At 49.9% G+C, this 23238-nt stretch carries 19 protein-coding genes; 18 read left to right on the top strand and 1 reads right to left on the bottom strand.

All coding sequences use genetic code 11. The annotated features are described in order from the left end of the window. From AC2T0J_RS03610 to tldD, 16 genes are all read left to right on the top strand, one after another. Positions 1-516, top strand: a complete 516-nt coding sequence (locus AC2T0J_RS03610; RefSeq protein WP_489808812.1) for a hypothetical protein — start codon at positions 1-3, stop codon at positions 514-516. 33 nt (positions 517-549) lie between these two features. Beyond that, positions 550-1182 (top strand): pilus assembly FimT family protein, encoded by a 633-nt coding sequence (locus AC2T0J_RS03605; protein ID WP_489808811.1) that lies wholly within the window; start codon positions 550-552, stop codon positions 1180-1182. Positions 1183-1263: 81 nt separating this feature from the next. Beyond that, positions 1264-1758 (top strand): prepilin-type N-terminal cleavage/methylation domain-containing protein, encoded by a 495-nt coding sequence (locus AC2T0J_RS03600; RefSeq protein ID WP_489808810.1) that lies wholly within the window; start codon positions 1264-1266, stop codon positions 1756-1758. 28 nt (positions 1759-1786) lie between these two features. Beyond that, positions 1787-2335 (top strand): type IV pilin protein, encoded by a 549-nt coding sequence (locus AC2T0J_RS03595; protein WP_489808809.1) that lies wholly within the window; start codon positions 1787-1789, stop codon positions 2333-2335. Then, on the top strand, positions 2325-2885 hold the full coding sequence (locus AC2T0J_RS03590) for a type IV pilus modification PilV family protein (protein WP_489808808.1): 561 nt from the start codon (positions 2325-2327) through the stop codon (positions 2883-2885). Before AC2T0J_RS03595 ends, AC2T0J_RS03590 begins: the two co-directional genes overlap by 11 nt. Next, the gene (locus tag AC2T0J_RS03585) at positions 2882-3733 is read left to right on the top strand and encodes a PilW family protein (RefSeq protein ID WP_489808807.1); all 852 of its coding nucleotides are present in this window, start codon (positions 2882-2884) and stop codon (positions 3731-3733) included. Before AC2T0J_RS03590 ends, AC2T0J_RS03585 begins: the two co-directional genes overlap by 4 nt. Beyond that, a complete protein-coding gene (locus AC2T0J_RS03580; protein ID WP_489808806.1) occupies positions 3717-4148 on the top strand; it encodes a type II secretory pathway component in 432 nt (143 codons plus the stop codon). The genes AC2T0J_RS03585 and AC2T0J_RS03580 overlap by 17 nt, the downstream gene beginning before the upstream one ends. Positions 4149-4262: 114 nt before the next feature. Next, positions 4263-9326, top strand: coding sequence for a LamG-like jellyroll fold domain-containing protein (locus tag AC2T0J_RS03575; RefSeq protein WP_489808805.1), 5064 nt, complete (start codon positions 4263-4265; stop codon positions 9324-9326). Positions 9327-9606: 280 nt separating this feature from the next. Further along, entirely contained in the window at positions 9607-10650 is a 1044-nt protein-coding gene (locus AC2T0J_RS03570) for a rod shape-determining protein (RefSeq protein ID WP_073316955.1), read from the top strand. A gap of 38 nt (positions 10651-10688) precedes the next feature. After that, the gene (gene mreC, locus AC2T0J_RS03565; protein ID WP_489808804.1) at positions 10689-11552 is read left to right on the top strand and encodes a rod shape-determining protein MreC; all 864 of its coding nucleotides are present in this window, start codon (positions 10689-10691) and stop codon (positions 11550-11552) included. After that, positions 11545-12024 carry a rod shape-determining protein MreD gene (mreD, locus tag AC2T0J_RS03560; RefSeq protein ID WP_377907574.1) on the top strand — a complete coding sequence of 160 codons (480 nt, stop codon included), beginning with the start codon at positions 11545-11547 and terminating at the stop codon, positions 12022-12024. Before mreC ends, mreD begins: the two co-directional genes overlap by 8 nt. After that, the gene (locus tag AC2T0J_RS03555; protein ID WP_489808803.1) at positions 12021-12605 is read left to right on the top strand and encodes a Maf family protein; all 585 of its coding nucleotides are present in this window, start codon (positions 12021-12023) and stop codon (positions 12603-12605) included. The genes mreD and AC2T0J_RS03555 overlap by 4 nt, the downstream gene beginning before the upstream one ends. After that, positions 12602-14068, top strand: a complete 1467-nt coding sequence (gene rng, locus AC2T0J_RS03550; RefSeq protein ID WP_123327143.1) for a ribonuclease G — start codon at positions 12602-12604, stop codon at positions 14066-14068. Before AC2T0J_RS03555 ends, rng begins: the two co-directional genes overlap by 4 nt. Continuing rightward, on the top strand, positions 14065-17952 hold the full coding sequence (locus AC2T0J_RS03545; RefSeq protein ID WP_489808802.1) for a YhdP family protein: 3888 nt from the start codon (positions 14065-14067) through the stop codon (positions 17950-17952). The genes rng and AC2T0J_RS03545 overlap by 4 nt, the downstream gene beginning before the upstream one ends. After that, on the top strand, positions 17939-18772 hold the full coding sequence (locus tag AC2T0J_RS03540; protein WP_489808801.1) for a carbon-nitrogen hydrolase family protein: 834 nt from the start codon (positions 17939-17941) through the stop codon (positions 18770-18772). The genes AC2T0J_RS03545 and AC2T0J_RS03540 overlap by 14 nt, the downstream gene beginning before the upstream one ends. Next, positions 18756-20198: a metalloprotease TldD gene (tldD, locus tag AC2T0J_RS03535; protein WP_489808800.1), complete on the top strand. Its 1443-nt coding sequence runs from the start codon at positions 18756-18758 to the stop codon at positions 20196-20198. The genes AC2T0J_RS03540 and tldD overlap by 17 nt, the downstream gene beginning before the upstream one ends. Here tldD and yjgA read toward each other — a convergent pair. Next, on the bottom strand, positions 20195-20746 hold the full coding sequence (yjgA, locus tag AC2T0J_RS03530) for a ribosome biogenesis factor YjgA (RefSeq protein WP_489808799.1): 552 nt from the start codon (positions 20744-20746) through the stop codon (positions 20195-20197). The genes tldD and yjgA overlap by 4 nt on opposite strands. 70 nt (positions 20747-20816) lie before the next feature. Between yjgA and pmbA the strand changes: the two genes are divergently transcribed. Both pmbA and AC2T0J_RS03520 read left to right on the top strand, forming a co-directional pair. Continuing rightward, on the top strand, positions 20817-22148 hold the full coding sequence (gene pmbA, locus AC2T0J_RS03525; protein ID WP_489808798.1) for a metalloprotease PmbA: 1332 nt from the start codon (positions 20817-20819) through the stop codon (positions 22146-22148). A gap of 149 nt (positions 22149-22297) precedes the next feature. After that, positions 22298-23233: a choice-of-anchor A family protein gene (locus AC2T0J_RS03520; protein ID WP_489808797.1), complete on the top strand. Its 936-nt coding sequence runs from the start codon at positions 22298-22300 to the stop codon at positions 23231-23233. Positions 23234-23238: the final 5 nt, after the last annotated feature.

The raw sequence follows: 23238 nt of genomic DNA, 5'->3' as shown, positions 1-23238 counted from the left end.
TTGAAATCAAAAGACGTCGCCGAACATAACCTTAACCGGGTGCTGGTAAACCTGGCGGTAATTGTGGTGTTTACCATTTTGATGGCTACCGCGATTGTTTATGTGTACGACAGTGAACCGGATGTGGAGGCGGAAATTATGCAAGGCTACGCGCGGCAGTTTGCCACCAGTGCCACCAATGCCCACTGGCAGTGGCAGGCCGAGGGCCGTCCGGAAATGATTATGTTGGTACACTACGACAAAGAAGGTAAGGAAGTAGGCCGCCGGCCGGTGAGAATGGCCCACTTTGGCTGGCCGAAAGTAGAGCCGAGTTCGGATAGTTGTCTGCAGTTGTGGGAGCAATTACTGAATACTTCAACCCGGGTTGAGGGATTTCGTGTACTGGGGGATTACTACGCCAGTGATAACGACGGGGAGCAAACACCGAATGCAAGGTGTCGCTACCGGGTGAGTACCGGCCCCTATTTTGACTACAGTATTTATACGGGTATTGTTCAACAATCAGGGAATGACTAGTTGGTGAATAAATTGGGAGTTCAGGAGTTATCTATGACAAATTATAAACGTCACAACGCGGGCACGCAGATCGCGGGTGCAAAGGGTTTTACCCTCATTGAGCTCACTATTGTAGTGGTCTTACTGGGGTTGCTTGCGGCAGTAGCAATACCGCGTTTCCTGGACGTGACTGAACAAGCCGAGGACGCCACTATCGAGGCTGTATCCGGTGGGTTTGCCACGGGAGTGGGCCTGGTCAGAGCCGAGTGGGAACTGGAAGCCCGGCCGCGGGATAATCAGGGCACCAATCTGTCGTTTGTCACCATCGACGGTATTATTGTTGGGGTAGATAAAAACACCGGTTATCCTACCGGCCAGTTAAACAACGATAACAGTACCGAAGATGATGCCATGTCAGCGCTGGACTGTGAGAGTATTTTTAATCTGATTATGCAGAGTGCGCCCACCATTACGTCTAACTGGGCAAACCGGCCATTTGATAGTTTTCGTTATTTTGCCAACTTCAGCAATGGTACGGGGTCCGGTGGCAACGACTTATGCTATTACTATTTAAGTAAATCGGTGCGTAATTTACAAAACGCACCGACCGATGACACGGTTGGGGATGGATTCATATACGACCCCAGAATTGGTCAGGTGGTAGTCTTTAGTAACAATACTAACTAATTCGTCTAATTAGTGCAGTAAACGCTGTACTCGATTGAAAAATAGTGAATAATAGAACAAATAGTTTTAAGGGGAATTAATATGCAACAGCGTGGTTTTACTTTAATTGAACTGATCATCGTGATCGTGATTCTGGGCATTTTAGCGGTGACTGCCGCCCCGCGTTTTATTGACTTCCAAAGTGAGGCTCGCGTATCTACTCTTCAGGGTCTTAAAGCCGGATTACAAGGAGGCTCGCAATTAGTTTATGCAAAATCAGCGATCGCAGGCTCGCAGGGCCTCGCAGCAACGACTGTTTTGATAAACGGCACCACCGTAGATATTAATTATGGTTATCCTGATGCGGATACGATGTTACTTACAGGGACTCCAACAATTTCAGCGTGGACTGATATCACCGATACGGACTGGAATGCTGTTGTTACAACGGCAGGGGATCAGACTTCTAGTCCTGAAGTTGCAGGTGTAATTACTTTTTACCCTGAAGGGACTACAGATAATACTTGTGCAGTAACTTATACAGAAGCAACTGATAGTGGTGTTCCTTCAGTCGCTTTAGTTGACACAGGTTGTTAACCATCATTTTTTGATTGTGGCTTGATCTATGACCGGTAAGGTCATTAAAAGAGCCGGTGGTTTTAGTTTAGTTGAACTAGTCACTGTCATAACTCTAATCGGCGTGCTGGCCGTTGTGGCCGGCACCCGACTTCAGAGCCGTCAGGGCTATGTTGAATACGCCTATCAGGACCGCCTCGTGTCCGCCCTTCGTAATATGCAAATCAGAGCCATGCAGGATACCCGTGACGGGTTTTGCTTTCGGCTTAACTTTCAATACGGCGCTAATAGCGCATACGGACCACCAGCACTCGATTATGCACCTGGTAACGGCAGTGCTACGTGCGGCAGCGGCATAGCCAGTGATGCTCCAGGGTTTCTGGCCACTGTGGGTACCGAGCTTACCGATGAGGGACTGAGCTTATCCAGTGCCGATGGCGCGCTGATTAACTTCAGTTATATCGGGTTTGATGCGCTGGGCAGGCCGCTGAACAATGCAGCTAACTGTGGTACGGGAACGCCGTGCCGGGTAACTATCACTGGTGAGTCCAGTGTGGATGTATGCATTGAAAGTGAGGGCTACATCCATGCCTGCTAAGCTACAAAAAGGGTTTACCCTGGTTGAACTGATTATTGGTATTACTGTGTTCTCTATCATCATGATGGTGATCATTGGCTTAATTGGCCCGCAATCGCGGCTCAGTGTGGAGCCCATCTGGCAGGTACGGGCCAGCGAGTTAGCGCAGTCGCTGTTGAGCGAAATTAATGCCCGGGCGTTCGATAACAATCTGGCTAACAGCAGTACTCGCTGCAATGAATCAGTTCCTTGTACGACCTCGGGAAACCTTGGGCCCGACGCCGGTGAAAACCGCGCTCAGTATGATGATATTGATGATTATAATGGCCTCAATGAATCCGGAGCTGCCATTTTGTCGGCTCAGGGGGTACCTGTACTGTACAATGGCGAGAGCCTGTATGCCGGCTTTTCTGTGGCCGTTGAGGTTTACTATGATGATAACGAAGACGGCGTTAATGACGATACCGGCGGCAGTGGCACGGTTATCGGCAATGTAAAGCGGATTGTGATTACGGTTACCACGCCTGGCGGTGAGGCAATCACTTTTAGCACCTATCGGTGGAACGTATGATTCAGCGCAACCGCGGATTCACCCTGATTGAACTGGTTACCGTCATTGTGATCCTCGGAGTCGCCAGTGCTGGCATTGCCTCTTTTGTGCGTGGCTCAATGCAGACTTATATTGATGTCAGTACCCGAGAACAACTGATGTCAGAAAGTCGTTTTGCCATTGAACGGCTTAAACGGGAGCTGCGCAACGCGTTGCCCAACAGTGTCAGAATAACCGGGAATACCAGCTATCATTGCCTTGAGTTTGTACCGATTAACTGGGCCACGGTGTATACCGACTTACCCGACCCCGGCGATGCGACCTACGAAATTGATGTGGTTGCCCTGCACGATATTAACAACGTGCCTTATGCGCTGCCCGGTGGCGATAGCTTTGCGGTCGTTTATCCTACCCGAAGTGAAGACGTGTTTGATGCCAATAATGGCTACCGGGTTACCGTAAACGGCTGCAGTGATGATGGTGATGGCGACTGCACCACACTGGATGACAGCGATAACATTGTACAACTGGAGGTTACTGGGTTGCTGGCCCAGGAGTCGCCTGCTTCACGGGTCTATCTGGTCGATCGGGCCGTGAGTTACTGTGTGTATCAGAATCGCCTTATTCGCTATGAAAATGACTTGCTGGTGAATCAATTAGGGGCATTTCCCGGCCTGCCGGTTATCGCAGAGCATGTGGCCAATGTGCTGTCGGCTGATCCGGTAGGCAATCCACAGGAAGATGATCCGTTCCGGATTATTTCTACTAGTTTGCAAAGTAATTCGATAGTCGAAATACGCCTGCGCTTTATCGACAATAATGAACAGATTGCTTATCAGCAGGAGATCCATATTGATAATGTTCCCTGACAAACGCCAGCGCGGCAGTATGTTGGTGATGACGTTGTTCATTATAATTATACTCGCCTTTCTGGGCATCACCATGGTTAATCTGTTATCGTCATCCAATCAGTCGGTGGTGTATGAGGTGCTGGGCGCCAGAGCCAAATTGGCCGCACAAAGCGGTGTACAGCGATTGCTCAGTAGCGCCTTTCCATTAAATAGCCCGGTAGCAACCTGCAGTACCACTGTTTCAAGCCGTGCGGCATTCAGCACCGGCACCGGGCTGGAAAACTGCAGTTATCAGGCAACCTGCACAACCACCCAGGTGGTAAAACAAAATGTCGATTATTATTATTATCGCTTTGAGAGTACCGGTATCTGCCGGGCGAATGATATTTGGGCCAGCCGGACCTTCGAGCTGGACGCATTCGAAGAACGCTAAGTCAACGATATTCACAATAGTTGAGGGACGCACTGCTCAATGGCAGAAAATCTGTTGGTGGCAAGGCGAGAGTAACAGCGACTAGATGGTATTTTATAAAGGTGTTGTTTTGCAATGAGATGGCTTTGTTTATTAGTATTGTGGTTTCACTGCGCACTGGCCATTGGCGCTTCCTGTTCAGCTGCCTTTCCTGATCCGGTTTCCTCCTATCATCCAAGTGGCGACGTGGAGTTTGACTTCAATGCAATGGCTATCGGTAGTGACGGGATTCTTGCTGTCGATGAAGTTTATTACGACAAAGACTCCAGCACGTCGAAGTTAAGCTGTGTAAGTGCCCACTGTATCGCTTCGGGCGATCCATCCAACGAGATAACCTACCCTCGTAATTTCGAGAATTCCAGAGGCTCACAAGATATTGATATTGGCTACAGGGGGAGCGACACCTTTGACGCCGGCCACTATGATGTAATAACGCTTAGCAATGAAAGTACCCTGACTGCAACTGAAGAGGGCATTTATCATATCAACGAGCTTACGCTACGTTACCGTTCAACGTTGTATCTGTCTTCAGGGACTTATTGGATTGGTAAATTAGTGCTTCAAAATGAAAGTAATATTCGCTTAATGCCCGGAGCGAAAGTGGTATTGCTGACAAAAAACAATTTGGAACTCGAGTACCGAAGCGGCTTAAACCGCTTGGATGATGCCGAACCCGGGAATTTACTGGTAATTGGTTATGACAGTATTTTTGTCAGTAATGAAGTTGAGATAAATGGCTTTTTATTTGCCGTTGAAACCATAAGATATAATTATCGGGCCAGTCATACTGGCGCTGCTAATGCGAAAACGGTACATCTTGATAATGAAGCTACCGTTACCTATGCCGAATCATCAATAAGCCTTTTACCAGCAGAGGGAATGTGTGATACAGAGGTGACTTTGCCCGACCCGGTTGGGCACTGGCCTTTTGATGTTTGTAGTCTTACCGGAAGAGCTGGTGATCTACCTGACATTATTGCTGGAAACCATGGTACATCGAATAATTTACCCGGTATAAAAGACGACGGTAAGCTATGCCAGGCTGGGCAGTTTCGTGGCGATGGTGACATCATTAGTATTCCTCACCAAAGTAGTTATGCCGCGGCTGACTTCAGTATTTCATTCTGGCTGCAAACCGATGACTTAAACTTTACCAATGAAGCTCTTAACGGCGGTATGGCGCTGGTTTCGAAAGACTTAAGAGGGTTTGGCAGTGGTGGTCATTTTACGATATCGGTAACCCCTGCAGGGGCGATTTCGGTTAAACAGCAATCTGCAAATACCAGCTACCAGTTACAGTCTGCGCCATCTATTACACCAGGCCAGTGGCATCATGTCGTGTACACGGTCGGTAAAGATGGCATGCTGCTGTATATTGATAATGCATTGGCGGCATCATCTGGCAGTTACAAAGCCGGTTTAAGCAACAACAGTGCGTTATTGACTCTGGCCGCCAATGGCGGTGATTTGCCAGGCCCTGGTCAGGATGTCAGCAGGCTGAGAGACTTTTATAAGGGCCAACTAGATGACTTACGTCTTTATAACGCTCAGCTAAATGCTCAGCAGGTTAGCTTACTTTACGATCTGAATAGTGCGTCCTGTATCAATTGCGAATCATCGGCTTATGCCGTGTCACATTGGGATTTCGATGTTTGCAGCGTCAGTGGTAAAAGCGGTGAAATTGTTGATACCGTGAGTGGTTTCCATGGCACTGCTAAAGGCAATGTTGCCTTAGATAGCAATGGGCGCTTTTGCCAGGGCCTTGCTTTTGACGGCGACAGTTATGTTGAAGTGGCGCACCAAAGTGAATTTGCCATCGAGGCTGGAACGCTAACTTTTTGGGTCAGGCTTGAGACGTTGTCCGGTAATGTCAACGAACGAATGGCTTTGGTGTCTAAAGATGGTTTACAACGCAACAGTGAAGGGTACTTTACCGCCTATGTGAATGGTGCAGGGCAATTGGTTTTTCATCAGGAAACAAGTAGTAACAGTGATGAAGTGATATCTTCCCAAACCTTGTCTGCCGGCCAATGGCATCATATTGCCTATCAATGGGACAACAATGGTATGCAGTATTACATTGATGGCGTCTTTCAGGGGGGTTATACCGACTCAGAATACGACTGGTCGTTTAACCAGCAGCCTTTGCTGTTTGGCGCTTCAGGGGAAAACTTTGCAACGGGCACTAGCAACCAAAGTCTGGTGACTGATTATCTTACCGGCAGTATGGATGATATCCAGTTTTACCATGGTGTAATGTCTGCCGGTGAAATCCAGGCGCTGTACGGCGCTTCAGATTATGGCTGTATTAATTGTGGTGATGTTGCGCCCCTGGCCCATTATAAATTTGAAGAATCTGTTTGGAATGGCAATGGCGCAGTGCCGGATAGCTCGTCGCGCAATAATAATGGTACGGCGCTTTCAGGCGTTACGCCCGTACTACCCGATGCACCGGTATCTTGTCGTGCTATGGATATTGCTGCCAGCAATGACAGTGGTGTAACCGGACTGAATACCAATGTCGATATTAATGATGTGGGGCCACGTGGCACTATTTCACTCTGGTATCGGAGTAATACGCCTTGGGTAAACGGTGGCCACCGGCAATTGTTTGATGCCAGTGATAGTGACAGCGACAGCGGGAAATATTTTTATCTTGCTCTTACAAATGACGGCGAACTGGCATTTGGGATGGAAGATTTTAATGACGGTGATTTGCAATATATCACCGAATCTCAGTATTACCCCGCAGAAGAATGGGTGCATATAGCTATCAGTTGGGACATTATCAGCAATGAGGTCTTGCTGTATGTAAACAGTCGCAATATTTTTATGGGTGGGCGAGCTTCTGTACCCCAAGCGGGATTTGGAAAGCTCGGTACACTTATTATTGGCGACAATGCTTCCAGTTATCTGGTTGCAGATATGACCAGCAATTCAGCTAACGGTATTTTTGATGATGTGCGGATTTACGATTACGAGCAAACCCTGGCACTGGTTCGGGCAGATATGCTGGATACCGAAGAATGTTTCAGAGTACATCATTACGAAATCGTTCACCCCGAAGAAGCGTTAACCTGCAGCTCAGCTGCAGTTACCGTAAAGGCATGCTCAGACGAAGATTGTAACGAGTTGTCTGCCAGCCCTACCAGCATCAGTCTGTCCGGGAGGAGCTGGACACCAGCAATGCCCATCACTTTTATCGGTAGCAGGACCGTAAACCTGACGCAGTCGTCGCCAGGCAATGTTGTTTTGTCTGTCGTCGCAACTGATTCGGTCTCGACTCCAGAGTATGCTGCCCAGTGTTCCGGTGACTGCAGTATCGATTTTGTGGCTGCGGGGTTCGAATTTTACGATACTGCCTCTCCCTATTCTGCGGTATTACCAGACATCGTTGCCCAAAGCGATCTGGGACGAATCGGTTTTAGATTGGTAAGGGATGACGATGGCGTTTGTAAACCCTTACTCTCCGGAGAGCAAACGCTTTCTTTAAACTATGATTGTGTGTCAGCTGGCTCTGGCTATTCTCCTGACCAGTGCACTGTCCCTTTTGCCGGTGTGGCTCCCAACGTTCCGGATGGGACTAGTCACGGCGACATTGCAGTGACCTTTAATAGCAATGGTGAATCCAGTCTGGCGGGTTATCAGTATGCTGACGCTGGCCGTGTGGCAATTTCGTTAAGTGCCGAAGTCAATGGCGCTACCATTGAATCTGCCAACGCTCTGGTGGATAGCATTCCGGCGCGACTGTTAATGACGTCTAATGAAGCGTTGCCTCACACTGCCGGTGCTAGTTTCAGTCTGTCGATTACGGCATTGGGTGCGCATGATGGAGTGTTATCAGGCTATTCGCCAGGCGCGCTACAGATGCGACTGAAGCGTATAGTGCCGGCGGCCATGGGGGCGGCAGAGTCGCAGATGCAAGTGGCGAATAACCAGACTGTGACCAGTAGTGTTAGTACAAGTTGGCAAGACGTATCAGTGGAGCCGTTTGTAAGTGGTAAGTGGAGTTATAATCAGGCGGCGTCTTCAGAAGTGGGTAGCTATGAATGGGATAGTCAGGATGCTAACTATCTAGGTAATAGTATTCAGGCAGACAGCGTTGGTGGGGACGCTCTAACGTTCAATCGGTTTATTCCAGCATATTTTTCAGTGGAAGCGGCGATCACTCCTCAGCTTGAAAATCAGTGTGGCGGGCAGTTTACTTACATCGGGCAGCCATTCGGTTTCAGCATTGGCAGCGAACCTGAACTGTTGATTACGGCCTATAATGCTTTAGGTCAGATCACACAGAATTACTCTGACAGTTTATGGGCACTCAATCCGGGCAGCAGTGGTTTGTCGGCGGTGACGGTGGCTGATAACACTCTTTACAGCGGCGATGTAAGCGCCTTGGATGTCGGCAGTGTACCAGTGGTCAGTGACTATACACAGTATAACGGCGAAGGCACTATCACTGTGTTGGATACAAAATTGGTTTACAGCAAAATTGCTACTCTGGCGCCCAGCGCCGGAAATGGCTCACCGTTTGATGCTGATATTACAATGGCCTTCGATGCGTCATTTTTAACTGATGCCGATGGTGTGTGTTATCAAAGTACGTATCCGGGAAGTTGTGAAGGGTTTAGTTTTAACTCTATTCGGGGCGCGCAGATGCGGTACGGTAGAATACGCTTTGAAAACACTTTTGGGCCGGAAACCGAAACCCTGACGGCCCCGCTGGTCACGGAATATTACGATAGTGGCAACTGGATGATAAACGTGCAGGACAACTGTACCGCTTTAAGTTTATCTCAGAGTAGTGGTCAGGTGTCGGTTGCCAGCGCTTCTGAGGGGAATGATGAGCAGGATATTACCGGTTATCTCCCCGCCATCAGCAGTACCGGCGTGCTATCTGCCGGTAAAAGCCCGGGCTCAATGATTAATCTGGGGCCGGCCATGCACAACGGCGTGGCTTTGCGTGGTGCAGTAAGATTAACCCTGGAGCCAGCAGCAGCGGGCGCAGACTGGGCGGAGTATCTTAATATCGACTGGGACGGTGACGGTGACATCGACACGGACGATAAGCCGACCGGAGAAGCCTTCTTTGGTATTTATCGCGGCAACGACCGCACCATACACATTCGGGAGAGCTTTTAAACCAACGATTGGCAGTGCGACGGCGCAATCTTGTATAAGCAGAAATACCTGCCCTGGGAATTAAGCTTGTATAATAGTTGAACGCTGAGCAGCCCCCATGGTCAAAGCGACGGGCAAATAAGGGCAAAGCCTGGTTTTTTTCGGTTTAGTCAGGGAGTTTACTTGCTCAAAATAGCCCCCATTGTTAAAGTGTGCGGATAGTTGTTAAATCACGTCCAGCCGCCTTATTCCCGCACTTCACGGCGCAGTGACAGGTGCTTATTACAGGAAATACCACTTCATGTTTAAAAAACTTCGAGGCATGTTCTCTAACGATCTGTCCATCGACCTCGGAACAGCCAATACGTTGATCTACGTTAAAGATCAGGGCATCGTGCTGAATGAACCCTCCGTTGTTGCTATTCGCCAGGAACGTGCCGCCGGCCCTAAGAGTGTTGCCGCTGTGGGTGCTGAGGCAAAGCGCATGCTGGGCAGAACGCCAGGCAATATTCGCGCAATCAGGCCAATGAAAGATGGTGTTATCGCCGATTTCTACGTGACCGAGAAAATGCTTCAGCACTTTATTAAGCAAGTGCATGACAATAACTTTTTACGTCCGAGCCCACGCGTACTGGTGTGTGTTCCCTGTGGTTCTACCCAGGTTGAGCGTCGCGCAATCAAAGAATCGGCACTGGGTGCTGGTGCCCGTGAAGTGTATCTGATTGATGAGCCCATGGCGGCGGCGATAGGTGCTGGCCTGCCGGTATCTGAAGCAACCGGTTCAATGGTTGTCGATATTGGTGGTGGTACCACTGAGGTCGCAATTATTTCATTAAACGGGGTGGTCTATTCCTCTTCAGTACGCATTGGTGGTGATAAGTTCGATGAAGCTATTATCAACTACATCCGCCGTAACTTTGGCTCGCTGATTGGTGAAGCCACGGCAGAACGTATAAAGCACGAAATCGGTGCCGCCTATCCGGGTGAAGAAGTTCGCGAAATTGAAGTTCGTGGTCGTAACCTGGCGGAAGGCGTACCGCGTGGCTTTATACTTAACTCAAACGAGATCCTGGAAGCACTGCAGGAGCCATTAACCGGCATCGTTTCAGCGGTGATGGTGGCGCTTGAGCAGTCACCGCCAGAACTGGCGTCTGATATTTCAGAGCGTGGCATGGTGCTAACCGGCGGTGGTGCGCTACTTAAAGATCTCGACCGGTTGCTAATGGAAGAAACCGGCATTCCAGTGGTTATTGCTGACGATCCGCTCACCTGCGTGGCGCGTGGCGGGGGCAAAGCCTTCGACATGATAGACATGCACGGTGGGGATTTGTTTAGCTACGAGTAAATAGACAAGGCAACCTTCTAAGGTTGCCTTCTTGCATTATGGATACAATTTTTACCCGTGGCCCTTCGCTCAATATACGGCTGGCATTAGCCCTGGCAATGTCGGTGATGTTGATCGTGCTCGATTTTAAACTCGACGCGTTCTCAACCACCCGGGTTCTGCTTAATTCTCTGGTCAGCCCGGTTCAGTATCTGGCCAATTTACCCGGACAGCTACTGAATGCCAGCGCCCAGCGCCTGACTTCACAGCAGGCGCTTATAGAAGAGAATGAGCAGCTTACCAACCGCTTGTTGTTGCAGAATGAAAAGCTCCAGCGCTTTGAGGCATTAGAGCAGGAAAACAAAGAACTACGTCGTTTGCTCGATGCGCCGGTGCGCCAGGATATGCGTAAGATGGTGGCAGAATTAATGGCGGTGGATAACACGCCCTACAGCCAGCAAATTGTAATTAATAAAGGCGCTATCGACGGGGTATATCTTGGCCAGTCAATCCTCGACGAGAGAGGGATTGTCGGACAGGTCATGGAAGTAGGTACCACCAACAGCCGAGTACTGTTGATCAGTGACGTAACGCACTCCATACCGGTTCGTTCTATCCGGAATAACAGTCGCTTTATTGCCTCGGGAAGCGGCGCTATCGATGAATTGTATCTGACTCACGTAGCCCACAGTGCCGATATCCGCGAAGGCGATGTACTGGTCTCCTCCGGACTGGGTGAAGTGTTTCCTGAGGGATACCCGGTGGCTGAAGTGACTCAGGTAATTCGTGATGAGTCGCGCCCTTTTGCACAGGTAACCATAGCACCACAGGCTCGGCTAAACCGGCTGAAATACCTGTTATTGCTGTGGCCGCAAAGTTCCTCTGGGCCTGATGAACAGGCGTCGGCGGTGACGGATGATTAAGGTGCGTCATTACACCATTGCAATTACGCTGCTAATTGCCATGGTATTTCAGATTATTCCGGTGCCTGTACAGGTGGATTTATACCGTCCGGACTGGGTACTGATTGTGTTGTCTTACTGGGTAATGGCCTTACCGCACCGCGCCAACGTGGGAGTAGCCTTTACCAGCGGTCTGGCACTGGACATTCTGCTTGGCACTGCCATGGGCGTACACAGTTTTGCACTAAGTATCTCCATTTATGTTTTAGCGGCTAATTACCAGCGCCTACGAAATTACTCGGTGTGGCAGCAAGCGGTGATCATCGGCGTGGTGTCGGCGTTATACCATTCGTTATTGTTCTGGTTACTGCGTTTACTGACCGACGTTACCTTTCGCTTTGAAGAGCTTTGGCCGGTGCTGACTTCGATGGCTCTATGGCCCTGGATTTTCTGGTTATTACGTAAAGTCAGACGGCAACTGAGGATCACATGAGTCAGCTGCGAAAACTGGTACTGGCCTCAGCGTCACCGCGACGCGCCGAACTATTAACTCAGATTGGGGTCAAATTTAGTATCAGGCCTGTGGATCTGGATGAGTCGCCGTTAGCGGATGAACAGCCCGAAACGCTGGTAACACGTCTGGCAGCTGAGAAAGCAAACGCCGCCGCATTGAACCATTCTGATATAGGAGACGCGGTGGTTCTGGCATCTGACACGGTAGTGGTACTGGATAACAAAGCCCTGGGGAAACCTGTCGACTTTGCCGATGCAGCTGCCATGTTAGGAGCATTAAGCGACCGTACTCATCAGGTGATGACCGCAGTAAGCCTGCTTGATGGTACCAGGCAGAAAACCAATTGCGTGATAACCCAGGTGCATTTTGCCCGGTTATCCAATGCACAAATCGCCCGCTACTGGGCAACCGGAGAGCCCGCTGATAAAGCAGGGGCCTATGGAATTCAGGGAATTGCCGGTCAGTTTGTCAAATCGATTGAAGGCAGTTACAGCGCCGTTGTGGGGTTACCGCTGTATGAAACCGTACAACTACTGCAAGAGTTTGGAGTGATGGAATGAGTGCAGAACTACTGATTAACGTTACACCGTCAGAGTCGCGTGTTGCACTGATAGAAAATGGTATTCTGCAGGAAGTCCACGTGGAGCGTCATACCAAACGTGGCCTGGTAGGCAATATTTATCGCGGTAAAGTTAGCCGGGTATTGCCCGGCATGCAGGCGGCCTTTGTGGACATTGGGCTGGATAAAGCCGCATTCTTGCATGCTTCAGACATCGTTATTCATAACGAGGTGGTGGGGGAAGTCTCAACCAGTCATATCGAAAAACATGACATCCGCGACCTGGTACGCGATGGTCAGGACATTGTGGTGCAGGTGGTGAAAGACCCCATTGGCACCAAAGGTGCCCGGCTGACCACTGACATCACTATTCCATCCCGATACCTGGTATTTATGCCCAGCGTGACTCATGTTGGAGTATCACAGCGCATTGAAGATGAAACCGAGCGAGAGCGATTAAAAGAACTGGTGGCTGAGTTTTGCGACGAGGAAGGCGGATTTATCCTGCGCACTGCAGCAGAAGGTGTCAGCCAGCCGGAACTGAAGGCAGATGCGGCCTTTTTACGCCGCTTATGGAGCAAAATTCAACAGCGTATGAAGAAGCGGCGCTCTCATGTGCTGTACGAAGATTTACCCCTTGCCCGGCGTGTATTACGGGATTTTGTGGGTACCGAACTTGACCGCATCAGGATTGACTCTAACCTTTCGCATCATGAGCTTGGTCAGTTCACTAAGGAATATGTACCGGAAATGCATTCAAAGCTGGAGTATTACCCCGGCGACCGGCCTATTTTTGATCTCTACGATGTTGAAAACGAGATGCAACGGGCGCTGGAGCGTCGGGTGGATCTGAAATCCGGTGGTTATCTGATTATCGATCAAACCGAGGCCATGACCACCATCGATATTAATACCGGTGCTTTTGTTGGCCATCGTAATCTCGAAGAAACTATTTTTAACACCAATATCGAAGCAACTCTGGCCATTGCCCGTCAGCTTAGACTGCGCAATCTGGGTGGCATGATCCTTATCGATTTTATCGATATGACGAATAACGACCATAAACGCCGGGTACTTAACAGCCTGGAAGCTGCAACCAGTAAAGACCGGGCCAAAATCAATATTCATGGCTTTACCTCACTGGGTCTGGTGGAAATGACCCGCAAGCGAACTCGCGAAAGCCTCGAGCATATTTTGTGTGGCGATTGCCCGGTTTGCAAAGGACGCGGTACGGTTAAAACCATTGAAACCATTTGCTTTGAGATCATGCGTGAAATTGTCAGGGTAAACCGTGCTTACGATGCCGATATGTTTGTGGTTTACGCGTCGCCCACTGTGGCCGATTATTTGTTGGGAGAGGAATCTCACATGTTGGCCGAACTGGAAGTATTCGTTTCGAAACAAATAAAAGTACAAACAGAAACCTTATACAACCAGGATAAGTACGATGTGGTAATGATGTGAACCGACCCCTTTCTGTTGCCGCTTACATTGTTAAAAAACTCTGGCTGTTCTGCGCTATTGTACTGGTACTGTTTGCTGTTTTACTTAGCGCTTTGCGCTTCACCCTGCCTTATCTCGACGAAGAAAAACAACTCATTGAAGATTACCTGAGTGCCCAGTACGGCATTCAGCTGACTATTGACAGCCTGTCCGCGACCTGGCAAGGCACTGGCCCGAGTATCGTGCTCAATGGCGTTGAGTTTCAACAAAACGATCTATCGCCGGTAGAGCTCAAACTCGAGCAGGTTTATGTAGAAGTTGATTTCTGGCAATCCCTGCAACAGCGGGAATTATCGTCTAAGCGTTTCGACTTGGTTGGCCTGCACGCCCGGCTAGATACCCAGCGCATGCAAAAAGGCAACGAAGGGGACTTTCCCATTGTTGAGGCCCTGCGCAGTTTGTTTCTCGACCAGTTGCAAAGCTTTTCACTGTTGCATGGCGAGGTGACACTGGTCACCCCTGCCGAAGAAGAAATCATTGAGTTATCCCAGCTATACTGGGTCAACCGCGACAGTCGTCACCAGGGGCGGGGCGAAATCCGGGTACAGGATATTGCCAATAACTCTGCCTCTTTTATACTCGACTTGTATGGCGGTAAATCAGACTTGTCCGGCACCCTGTATGTGAAAGGGGAGTCACTGGATATTTCGCCGTGGATTAGTGCTTTGCTACCCACCCGTTCGCCGGTTGAACGCAGTCGTGGCAATTTTGAGGTCTGGGCGAGTCTGCAAAACAATCATATCGACGCTGTGCAGGTGGAGTTTGACGACAGTGATATTGCCTGGCGACTGACCGGTGACAATAATATTCTGCAATCGCAGATCCTCGGCGGTAGTATTCAGGCGTTGCCATCGGCGGATGGCTGGTCAGTCAGGGTGGATCAGTTAATTCTGCAAGCCGACAACAATACCCTGGTCACTGACCTGGTTGGACGCCTGAATGGCGACGGGGAGCTAACCATTAATACGGTTAAACCTATCTCTCTTGCGCCTCTTATGGCCCTTGTACCGCTGTTTACTGATGGTAACGGCGGACAACTGGTTAAACGGCTTAGCCCAACGGCCGAGCTGGCGACTTTACAGTTGCAATGGCAGCAAAAAGCCCTGTCTGTGGCGGCGAAGATTTTTGATATGCACTGGAATCAGAGCAGTAATGTACCTGGACTCAGTGCCATTGATGGCGAGTTTTTCTGGCATCAAAATCATGGTGTACTGGAACTGGAAGCCAGGGACTCAGAGCTTACCATTAATAATCTGTTACCCCAGAACCTCACCCTCGATAAAATACGTGGACGGGTTTATTTATACCCGGAAAATGAAGGCGATTGGGTGTTGAGCCTGCAAAATATGCAGGTGGAGAGCGAGTTATTGAGCTTTACCCAGGATATCCGCTATCAGTTTGGTAATGGTTTACTGAGTGCTGCGATGGACATTAAGCACATGGCATTAACTGACGTACCCGGATTTTTCCCGGCCGCCTATATGGGCGAGGGAACGGTGAATTACCTGCAACGGGCCTTTAGCGGCGGCGGACAAGTACAGAATGCCAGCGTGCTGTGGTTTGGTAACCCGGCAGAGTTTCCGTTTGCCGACGACCAGGGCGTGTTTCAGGCCCGGGTAGACGTTACTGACGCCGGATTTACTTTCGCTCCGGACTGGCCAGCGTTAGCTAATCTTAATATGCGGCTGATGTTTGAAAATGAATCACTCACCATGACCAGCCCGGCCAGTCAGTTGATGGACATTGAACTATCCGACTTATACGCCCGCATTCCACGCCTTAGCGGTTCTTCAGTGCTGACTATTGATGCGAAAGGGAAAGGCTCGGGCGGGCAGGTGGCCGCGCTGATGCGTAATTCGGGGTTAAAGGATTCGCTGGGCAAAATCCTTACCCAGGATGTAGTGGTTACCGGGCCGGTTGCCAGTGAGGTTAAGCTTGAAATCCCCTTAAACGGGAAGCATGTGAAAGCCACGGGCATAGCCCGGCTTGACGGTAACCAGGTTAACGTTAACAGCCTGGACCTTAAATTTACCCGGGCCAGCGGTGAAGTGAGTTTTTCTAATGCCAATATTGCCATTAACGGCCTGACTGCTTCGCTATTTGATCAGCCGGTGGCAGTGGAACTTGCTGGTAATCAACTGAGCGATGAGTATCTACTGGATATTGAACTCAGCGGGAACTGGGCCGCGCAGCCCTTAATTAAAATGATGAACCCGGCATTTGCCGATTACCTTAGTGGCGATGCGCAGTGGCGAACTGATGTATCGGTATCGCTGGGTAAGGATGGCTTTCAGTATAATGCCAGTCTGACCAGCGAGTTGTCTGGTGTTGAATCGCGTTTACCTGCGCCGTTTTACAAAGATGCGATGACGGTGAAAGAGCTTATGGTGTTGGTGGATGGCAATAAGGATGCGTCAGACATAACCCTGAGTGTTGGCAATGATATTAATTTCTCTGGCGTTCTGCCCCATGATACCAAACAGTTTGCCGGTGCCCACCTGGCCCTGGGCAATAGCGATATCGTTGGGCTTGGAACGGGATTCAGTATTTCTGCGGCTATGCCTGAGGTGGATGTAGCCCGCTGGTATCAGGTTATTGATTTACTGGTTGGCGGGCTGTCGTCAGACACCGGCCAAACAACAAAGGCTACGCAGCAGCCGGGCTACTTCTCCGTACCGCAACGGATATTCGTTGAAACTGAAAACCTGATTGTGGCCGGCCAGACCCTCACCGATGTGACAATTTCGGCACGCCAGCAGAGTAATAACTGGTCGCTGAATGTGCTCTCGTCCCAGGCTAAAGCGGAAATAAAACTGTTTGATGCCTGGCTGGAGCAGGGCCTAGAAATTGATGCCGATTTTATTCGGCTTGCCGAGTGGCAAACTGACGAGGGTGAACAGGAAAAGGCGGAGTATGACTACCAGCCCGATGCACTGCCACCCATTCGTTTTCATTGTGATGCCTGTAATTTGCTCGACAGGGATTTCGGCACCGTGGACTTAGAAGTTACCCGCACGGATAACGGCATGTTAATCAAACGCTTTGATGCCACGAACGATTTCGGTCAGTTGCGGGCATCCGGCAGTTGGATTACAGCTGGTAATAAAACCTCAGTGACGCACTTCGAAGGTGATATTAACAGTCACAATATAGGCGGGATGTTGTCAGAGTTAGGCGTCAACTCCGGCATAAAGGACTCTAAGGCGAACATTGATTTTGTGCTTAACTGGGATAACTCGCCGTTTAATTTTACCATGGAGTCGTTAAACGGCAGCGTAAAAACCGAACTGACTGACGGCTACCTTACCCAGGTGAGCGATAAAGGCTCGCGTATATTTACCCTATTCAGCCTTAACTCCCTGGTCAGAAAACTCAGTCTTGATTTCCGTGATGTGTTTGCCCAGGGCTTTTTCTATGATGATATCAAGGGCAGTCTGGAGATTGTTGACGGGGTGGCAAATACTACCGACACTGTGATCGATGGTGGCGCCGGTGAGATTGAAATCAAAGGTTATACCGATCTGGCCAATAAGACGCTAAACTACAATGTTAGCTTCGCGCCGAATGTAACCGGCAACCTGCCTTTCCTGGTATATTTTATGGTGAATCCGCCCACCGCACTGGCGGCACTGGCGCTCGATCAGGTATTGACCTCAGCCAAGGTGATCTCTAATGTGAATTACCACATTACCGGCACCATCGATAACCCGGAACTCGAAGAAGTCGGCCGCGATAGCACCGACATTGAGCTGCCTGCACAACGTCAGCCAGCGCAGCCCGAAGGTATCGATAGTCAGCCGGTAGAACCCGCAGAGTCAAAGGAGCCTATCGATGCAGACAGTTAATCTTGCCGCCCTGCAAATGACATCCGGCCCGGATGTTGATGCGAATCTGGATTATGTTGAAGACCAACTGGCAGAAGCCGCATTACCCGCCCATACTGTGGTAGTGCTCCCCGAATGTTTTGCCTGCTTTGGTACCCGTGACGGTTTTCTACTGACTATCGCAGAGTCACCCGGTGATGGGCCCATCCAAGCCCGACTGGCCCGGATTGCGGCCAGGTTTCAATGTTATCTGGTGGCCGGGACGATTCCGGCAGCTTGCAACGACGCGCACAAATTTACCGCTTCCTGCTTTGTGTTCGGCCCACAGGGCAAAACGCTCGACTGCTATCAGAAGATCCATTTATTTGATGCCGCCGTGGCCGATAATACCAAAGCCTACAAAGAGTCGAAGTACACGCAGGCGGGTGAGCGGGTTGTAGTCATTGATACTCCACATGGGCGAATTGGTGTTGCAGTATGTTATGATGTGCGCTTTCCCGGTTTGTTCGACGCCATGGGCGATATTGATGTACTGGTGTTGCCTGCTGCATTTACCCAGGTGACCGGTGCGGCGCACTGGCATACGTTAGTGCGTGCCAGAGCGATTGAAAAGCAGTGTTTCGTAGTAGCCGCTAACCAAACCGGCATCCATGAAAATGGCCGTGAAACCTACGGGCACAGCGTGATATATTCGCCCTGGGGTGATTTGCTGGCAGAGCGGGAAACCGCAACAGGCATTGTGCAGCATGCCGTGTCTCTGACGGACATCAATAAATACCGACAAGCCATGCCATTGGCTCAACACAATCGTTTCAGGAGTCACTTTGATAAATCAAGTTGAAACTAATTTGCTGGCTGATTCAGGGTTATCCCGACAATCACTGGATACCGCACTTGCTTCGATTCATTCTCATCAAACCGATTACGCCGACTTATATTTTCAATCCAGCCAACACGAAAGTTGGGTAATGGAAGACGGTATTATTAAAGAAGGCAGCTTCAATCTGGAGCGCGGTGTAGGCGTGCGCGCGGTGAGTGGCGAGAAGACTGGTTTTGCTTACTCTGATGAAATCAGTGTGGAAGCGATTACCAAGGCTTGTACAGCGGCTCGCAGCATTGCGCCCGCTGGTGGTCAGGTAAATGTTGGTACCCTAAGCGACATCACGCCAGCACCGCGGTACGCTGCTGATAACCCCATCCTGGCCATGGCTGAGGCAGAAAAAATAGCCTTGCTGAAAGCCGTAGACGGCTATATTCGTCAACAGGACAGCAGTATTAATCAGGTAGTGGTGTCGCTTAGCGGCGTGTATGAAGAGGTTCTGGTGGCTGGCAGCGACGGTACGCTGGCTACCGACATTCGGCCGTTGGTGCGACTGAACTGCTCAGTACTGATGGAAAATGGTGACCGCCGTGAGCGTGGCAGCGCCGGTGCTGGTGGCCGACATACTTACGCATTCTTTACCCGCCAGGAAGATGGCCGTCCGTTTTACGAACAAATCGCCGATGATGCATTGCATATGGCCAGAGTTAACATGCAGGCAATCGCCTCACCAGCTGGCTTGATGCCAGTAGTACTAGGCAACGGCTGGCCAGGTGTATTGCTTCATGAGGCGGTCGGACATGGCCTTGAGGGCGATTTTAACCGTAAGGGCGCGTCTACCTTTGCCGGCCGCATGGGCCAGCAGGTAGCCTCTAAAGGGGTGACGGTGGTGGATGACGGGACGCTGGATAATCGCCGTGGCTCGTTAACGGTAGACGATGAGGGTACGCCAACGGCGCATAATGTGCTGATAGAAGACGGTATTCTTACCGGCTACATGCAGGATAAAATGAATGCCCGTCTGATGGGCGTAAAACCCACCGGCAATGGTCGTCGTGAGTCTTATGCCCATTTACCGATGCCGCGGATGACCAACACCTATATGCTGGGGGGGCAGTACACGCCGGATGAGATTATCAGCTCGATTGATAAAGGGATTTATGCGCCTAACTTTGCCGGCGGGCAGGTGGATATTACTTCCGGCAAGTTTGTGTTCTCCAGTGCCGAGGCCTATTTAATCGAAAATGGCAAAATTACCGCGCCGGTGAAAGGCGCTACGCTGATTGGCAATGGCCCGGAAGTGATGCAAAAGATATCCATGATCGGCAACGATGTGGCGCTGGATCGTGGTGTAGGGGTATGCGGTAAGGATGGTCAGAGCGTGCCCGTAGGTGTGGGCCAGCCCACCTTAAAAATAGACGAGCTAACCGTCGGCGGGACCAGTTAATCCTGGTCCAGCATATGTTCTTTAAGATATTGAAATAACTCACGATAAGCTTTTGGTGGCGCATTTTTGCTGCGCTCCTTAGCGATAGACCGATGGAACTGCCGGAGTTTTTGGCGCTCCAGAGTCGGATGCTCATCGAGGACTGACTGGATGGCATCGTCGCCTCGGTCGGCAATCGCATCGCGGGTTTTTTCTAATTGATGGAAGCGTGCATTTTGCGCCTGGTGCTGGTGTTGTAACTTGGCCAGGGCTTCTTCAATAGGTGTTAAATCGCGACTGCGCATTAACTTACCGATAAACTGTAGCTGGCGGCGGAAGCCATCTTTTTTACGGTTTATTCTGCGGGCCAGTGTTACGGCATCGGCCAGTTCATCATCCATCGGGATGGTTTTGATATGCGCGTCAGACAAATTTACGAGTTGCTCGCCGACCTGCTGACGTAGGGCAGACAGGCGTTTAAGCTCAGATTTACTAATGAATTCATCGTGCTCGGGATAGCTGTCGTCGTTATCCCAATTCGCGTCATCATGCTGACTTGGGTCGTTCATTGGACTCTCGTTTATAACTGATAATGGTGAATTGTAGCCATGAACAACGGACATTTATAGCGAAACTTCTATGCAGATCGAACAACAACTAGCAGAAATTCAATCGAAAGTGGCAGATACGCTTAAGTTAGCGCTGAAAAAAGGCGCCACACAAGCCGAGGCCAGCATGTCGAAGGTTGAGGGAATTTCGGTTTCCTCTCGCTTACGGGAAGTAGAAAATATTGAGTTTACCAACGACGGTGGCCTGGGAATTAGTGTTTACGTGGGTAAGCATAAAGGCAGTGCTTCAACCGCTGACCTGAGTATGGAGGCATTAGCACTGGCGGTTGAGAAGGCCGTCGACATTGCCCGCTATACCAGTGAAGACCCCTGTACCGGACTGGCGGATGCAGAGTTAATAGCCAGCGAGTTTCCTGATTTGGAACTCTATCACCCTATTCCACTGGATCCCCAGCAAGCTATTAAGACTGCCGTGGCAGCCGAATCGGCGGCCCTGGATTATGATCCCAGGATCACCAATTCCGACGGGGCCAGCTATAACGCCAATATGGGCATGCGGGTGTACGGTAATACGCATGGTATTAATGCCGGCTATACCAGCAGTCGTTACAGCTTGAGTTGTATGGTGATCGCCAGTGATAAGGATGATATGCAACGCGATTATGCCTACACGGTTAGTCGCAATGCCAGCAAGCTGGACTCCGCCGAAGCGGTCGGGCTGGAAGCCGCGCAGTGCACAGTGGCCCGCCTTGGCGCACAGAAAATTAAAACCGCCACCGTACCGGTATTAATTGATAAGCAACTGGCTTCCAGTTTGTTTGGCCATTATGTTGGGGCTATCAGTGGTGGCTCATTATATCGCCGTTCTTCTTTCCTGCTCGACAAGCTCGGCAGTCAGGTATTTCCGGAGTGGCTGAATATTGTCGAACGCCCGCACATAAAAGGCGGACTGGCCAGCAGTAACTTCGATCACGAAGGCGTGGCCACCAAAGACATGACCATCGTCGATGGCGGTAAATTGTCGACGTACCTGTATACCAGCTATTCAGCCCGCAAACTTAACACCGTGACGAACGGCCATGCCGGAGGCATTCATAACTGGATTGTCAGTGATTCCGGGCAGTCAGACGCAGAACTGCTGAAAACGATGGGCACGGGTTTGTACGTGACCGAAATGATGGGTCAGGGCGTTAACATCGTAACCGGTGATTACTCCCGTGGTGCGGCCGGTTTCTGGGTGGAAAACGGTGTGATACAATACCCGGTACACGAGGTGACAATTGCTGGAACTTTGCAGGAAATGTTCGCCAATATTGTTGCCATTGGTGCCGAACGTGATGCTCGCGGAAGTGTTAATACCGGTGCTGTATTGCTCGAAAAACTGAAAATTGCCGGGGCTTAATCGCAGGCTTTATTGTCGGCATCCTTTACACTTTATGCTAACTGGTGCGTTCTCTTTGTTATAATATACTACAAAACAATAGGTTAACGTTGTGGTGTGAATTTTGCATTGATCTGCCCAGTTCAACCTTTAATGAAAAAGTGAATAAAATGAAAATGTTAAGTCGTATTAGTGGTCTCGTTTTGTGTGCTTATGCTGCATCTGGCTTTGCCTCGGTTGATAACGTTGGTACATACAACTTAATATTGAAAAACGATCTGAATACGTCCAGTGATATTGAAGGGCGGATCATGATTGGCGGTGATATTAACGGTGCTTCAACCGACGTAGGCAGTCGTATTCCTGCCGACCCCGTGGTTGATGCAGTCACCGTAGTTGGAGATATTAACGCCCCCAGCCTCAAGGCACTCAATGGTAACGTGGTGTATGGCGGAAACGCTAATCCGGCTAACATTGACGTTCAGGATCACGACGCTGCCCTTATTAAAGAAGATCAATTGTTATTGCAAAGCCGATTCGATGCAATCTATCAAAGCGTGATCGATGACAGCGATTATTACCAGACGCTGGCCGCAAACGGCACGTTTAATACGTCAGATATGAACAAAAAGTTGTTCGAATCGTCCAGTACAGATGATTTGCTGGTGTTTAATATTAGCGGTGATGATTTACAAAGTGGTGGGCTTGAATTCGGTTTTACACCAAGTGTGCCAATGATCATTAACGTATCAGGTACCGGCACACTCAATATCAATGCAAAAGCGCAAGGGAACTTCGAGAAGAGCTCGGTTTCGCCACTGGTGCTGTGGAATTTTTACGATTACACCGGTCTTAACTTTAATGGTGATGGCTGGAATGGCTCGGTACTGGCGCCTTACGCTGATATCACCAGCTATACCGGTAGTCTGGATGGCGGTATCGCAGCATTGTCTTACACCGGCGGTGTACAAGTTCATAATAAACTATTTACCCACAAGCCGCCGCAGGATGAACAAACGCCGGTATCAGCGCCTTCCACAGCAGCCCTGTTATTGGGTGGAGTACTGTTAGTCATGCGCAGACGTCGTAAGCACGCTGCTGCATGAACGCG

The sequence above is a fragment of the Alteromonas sp. ISO5 genome (genome assembly GCF_058105165.1).
This window is presented reverse-complemented; position numbering and strand designations above follow the sequence as displayed.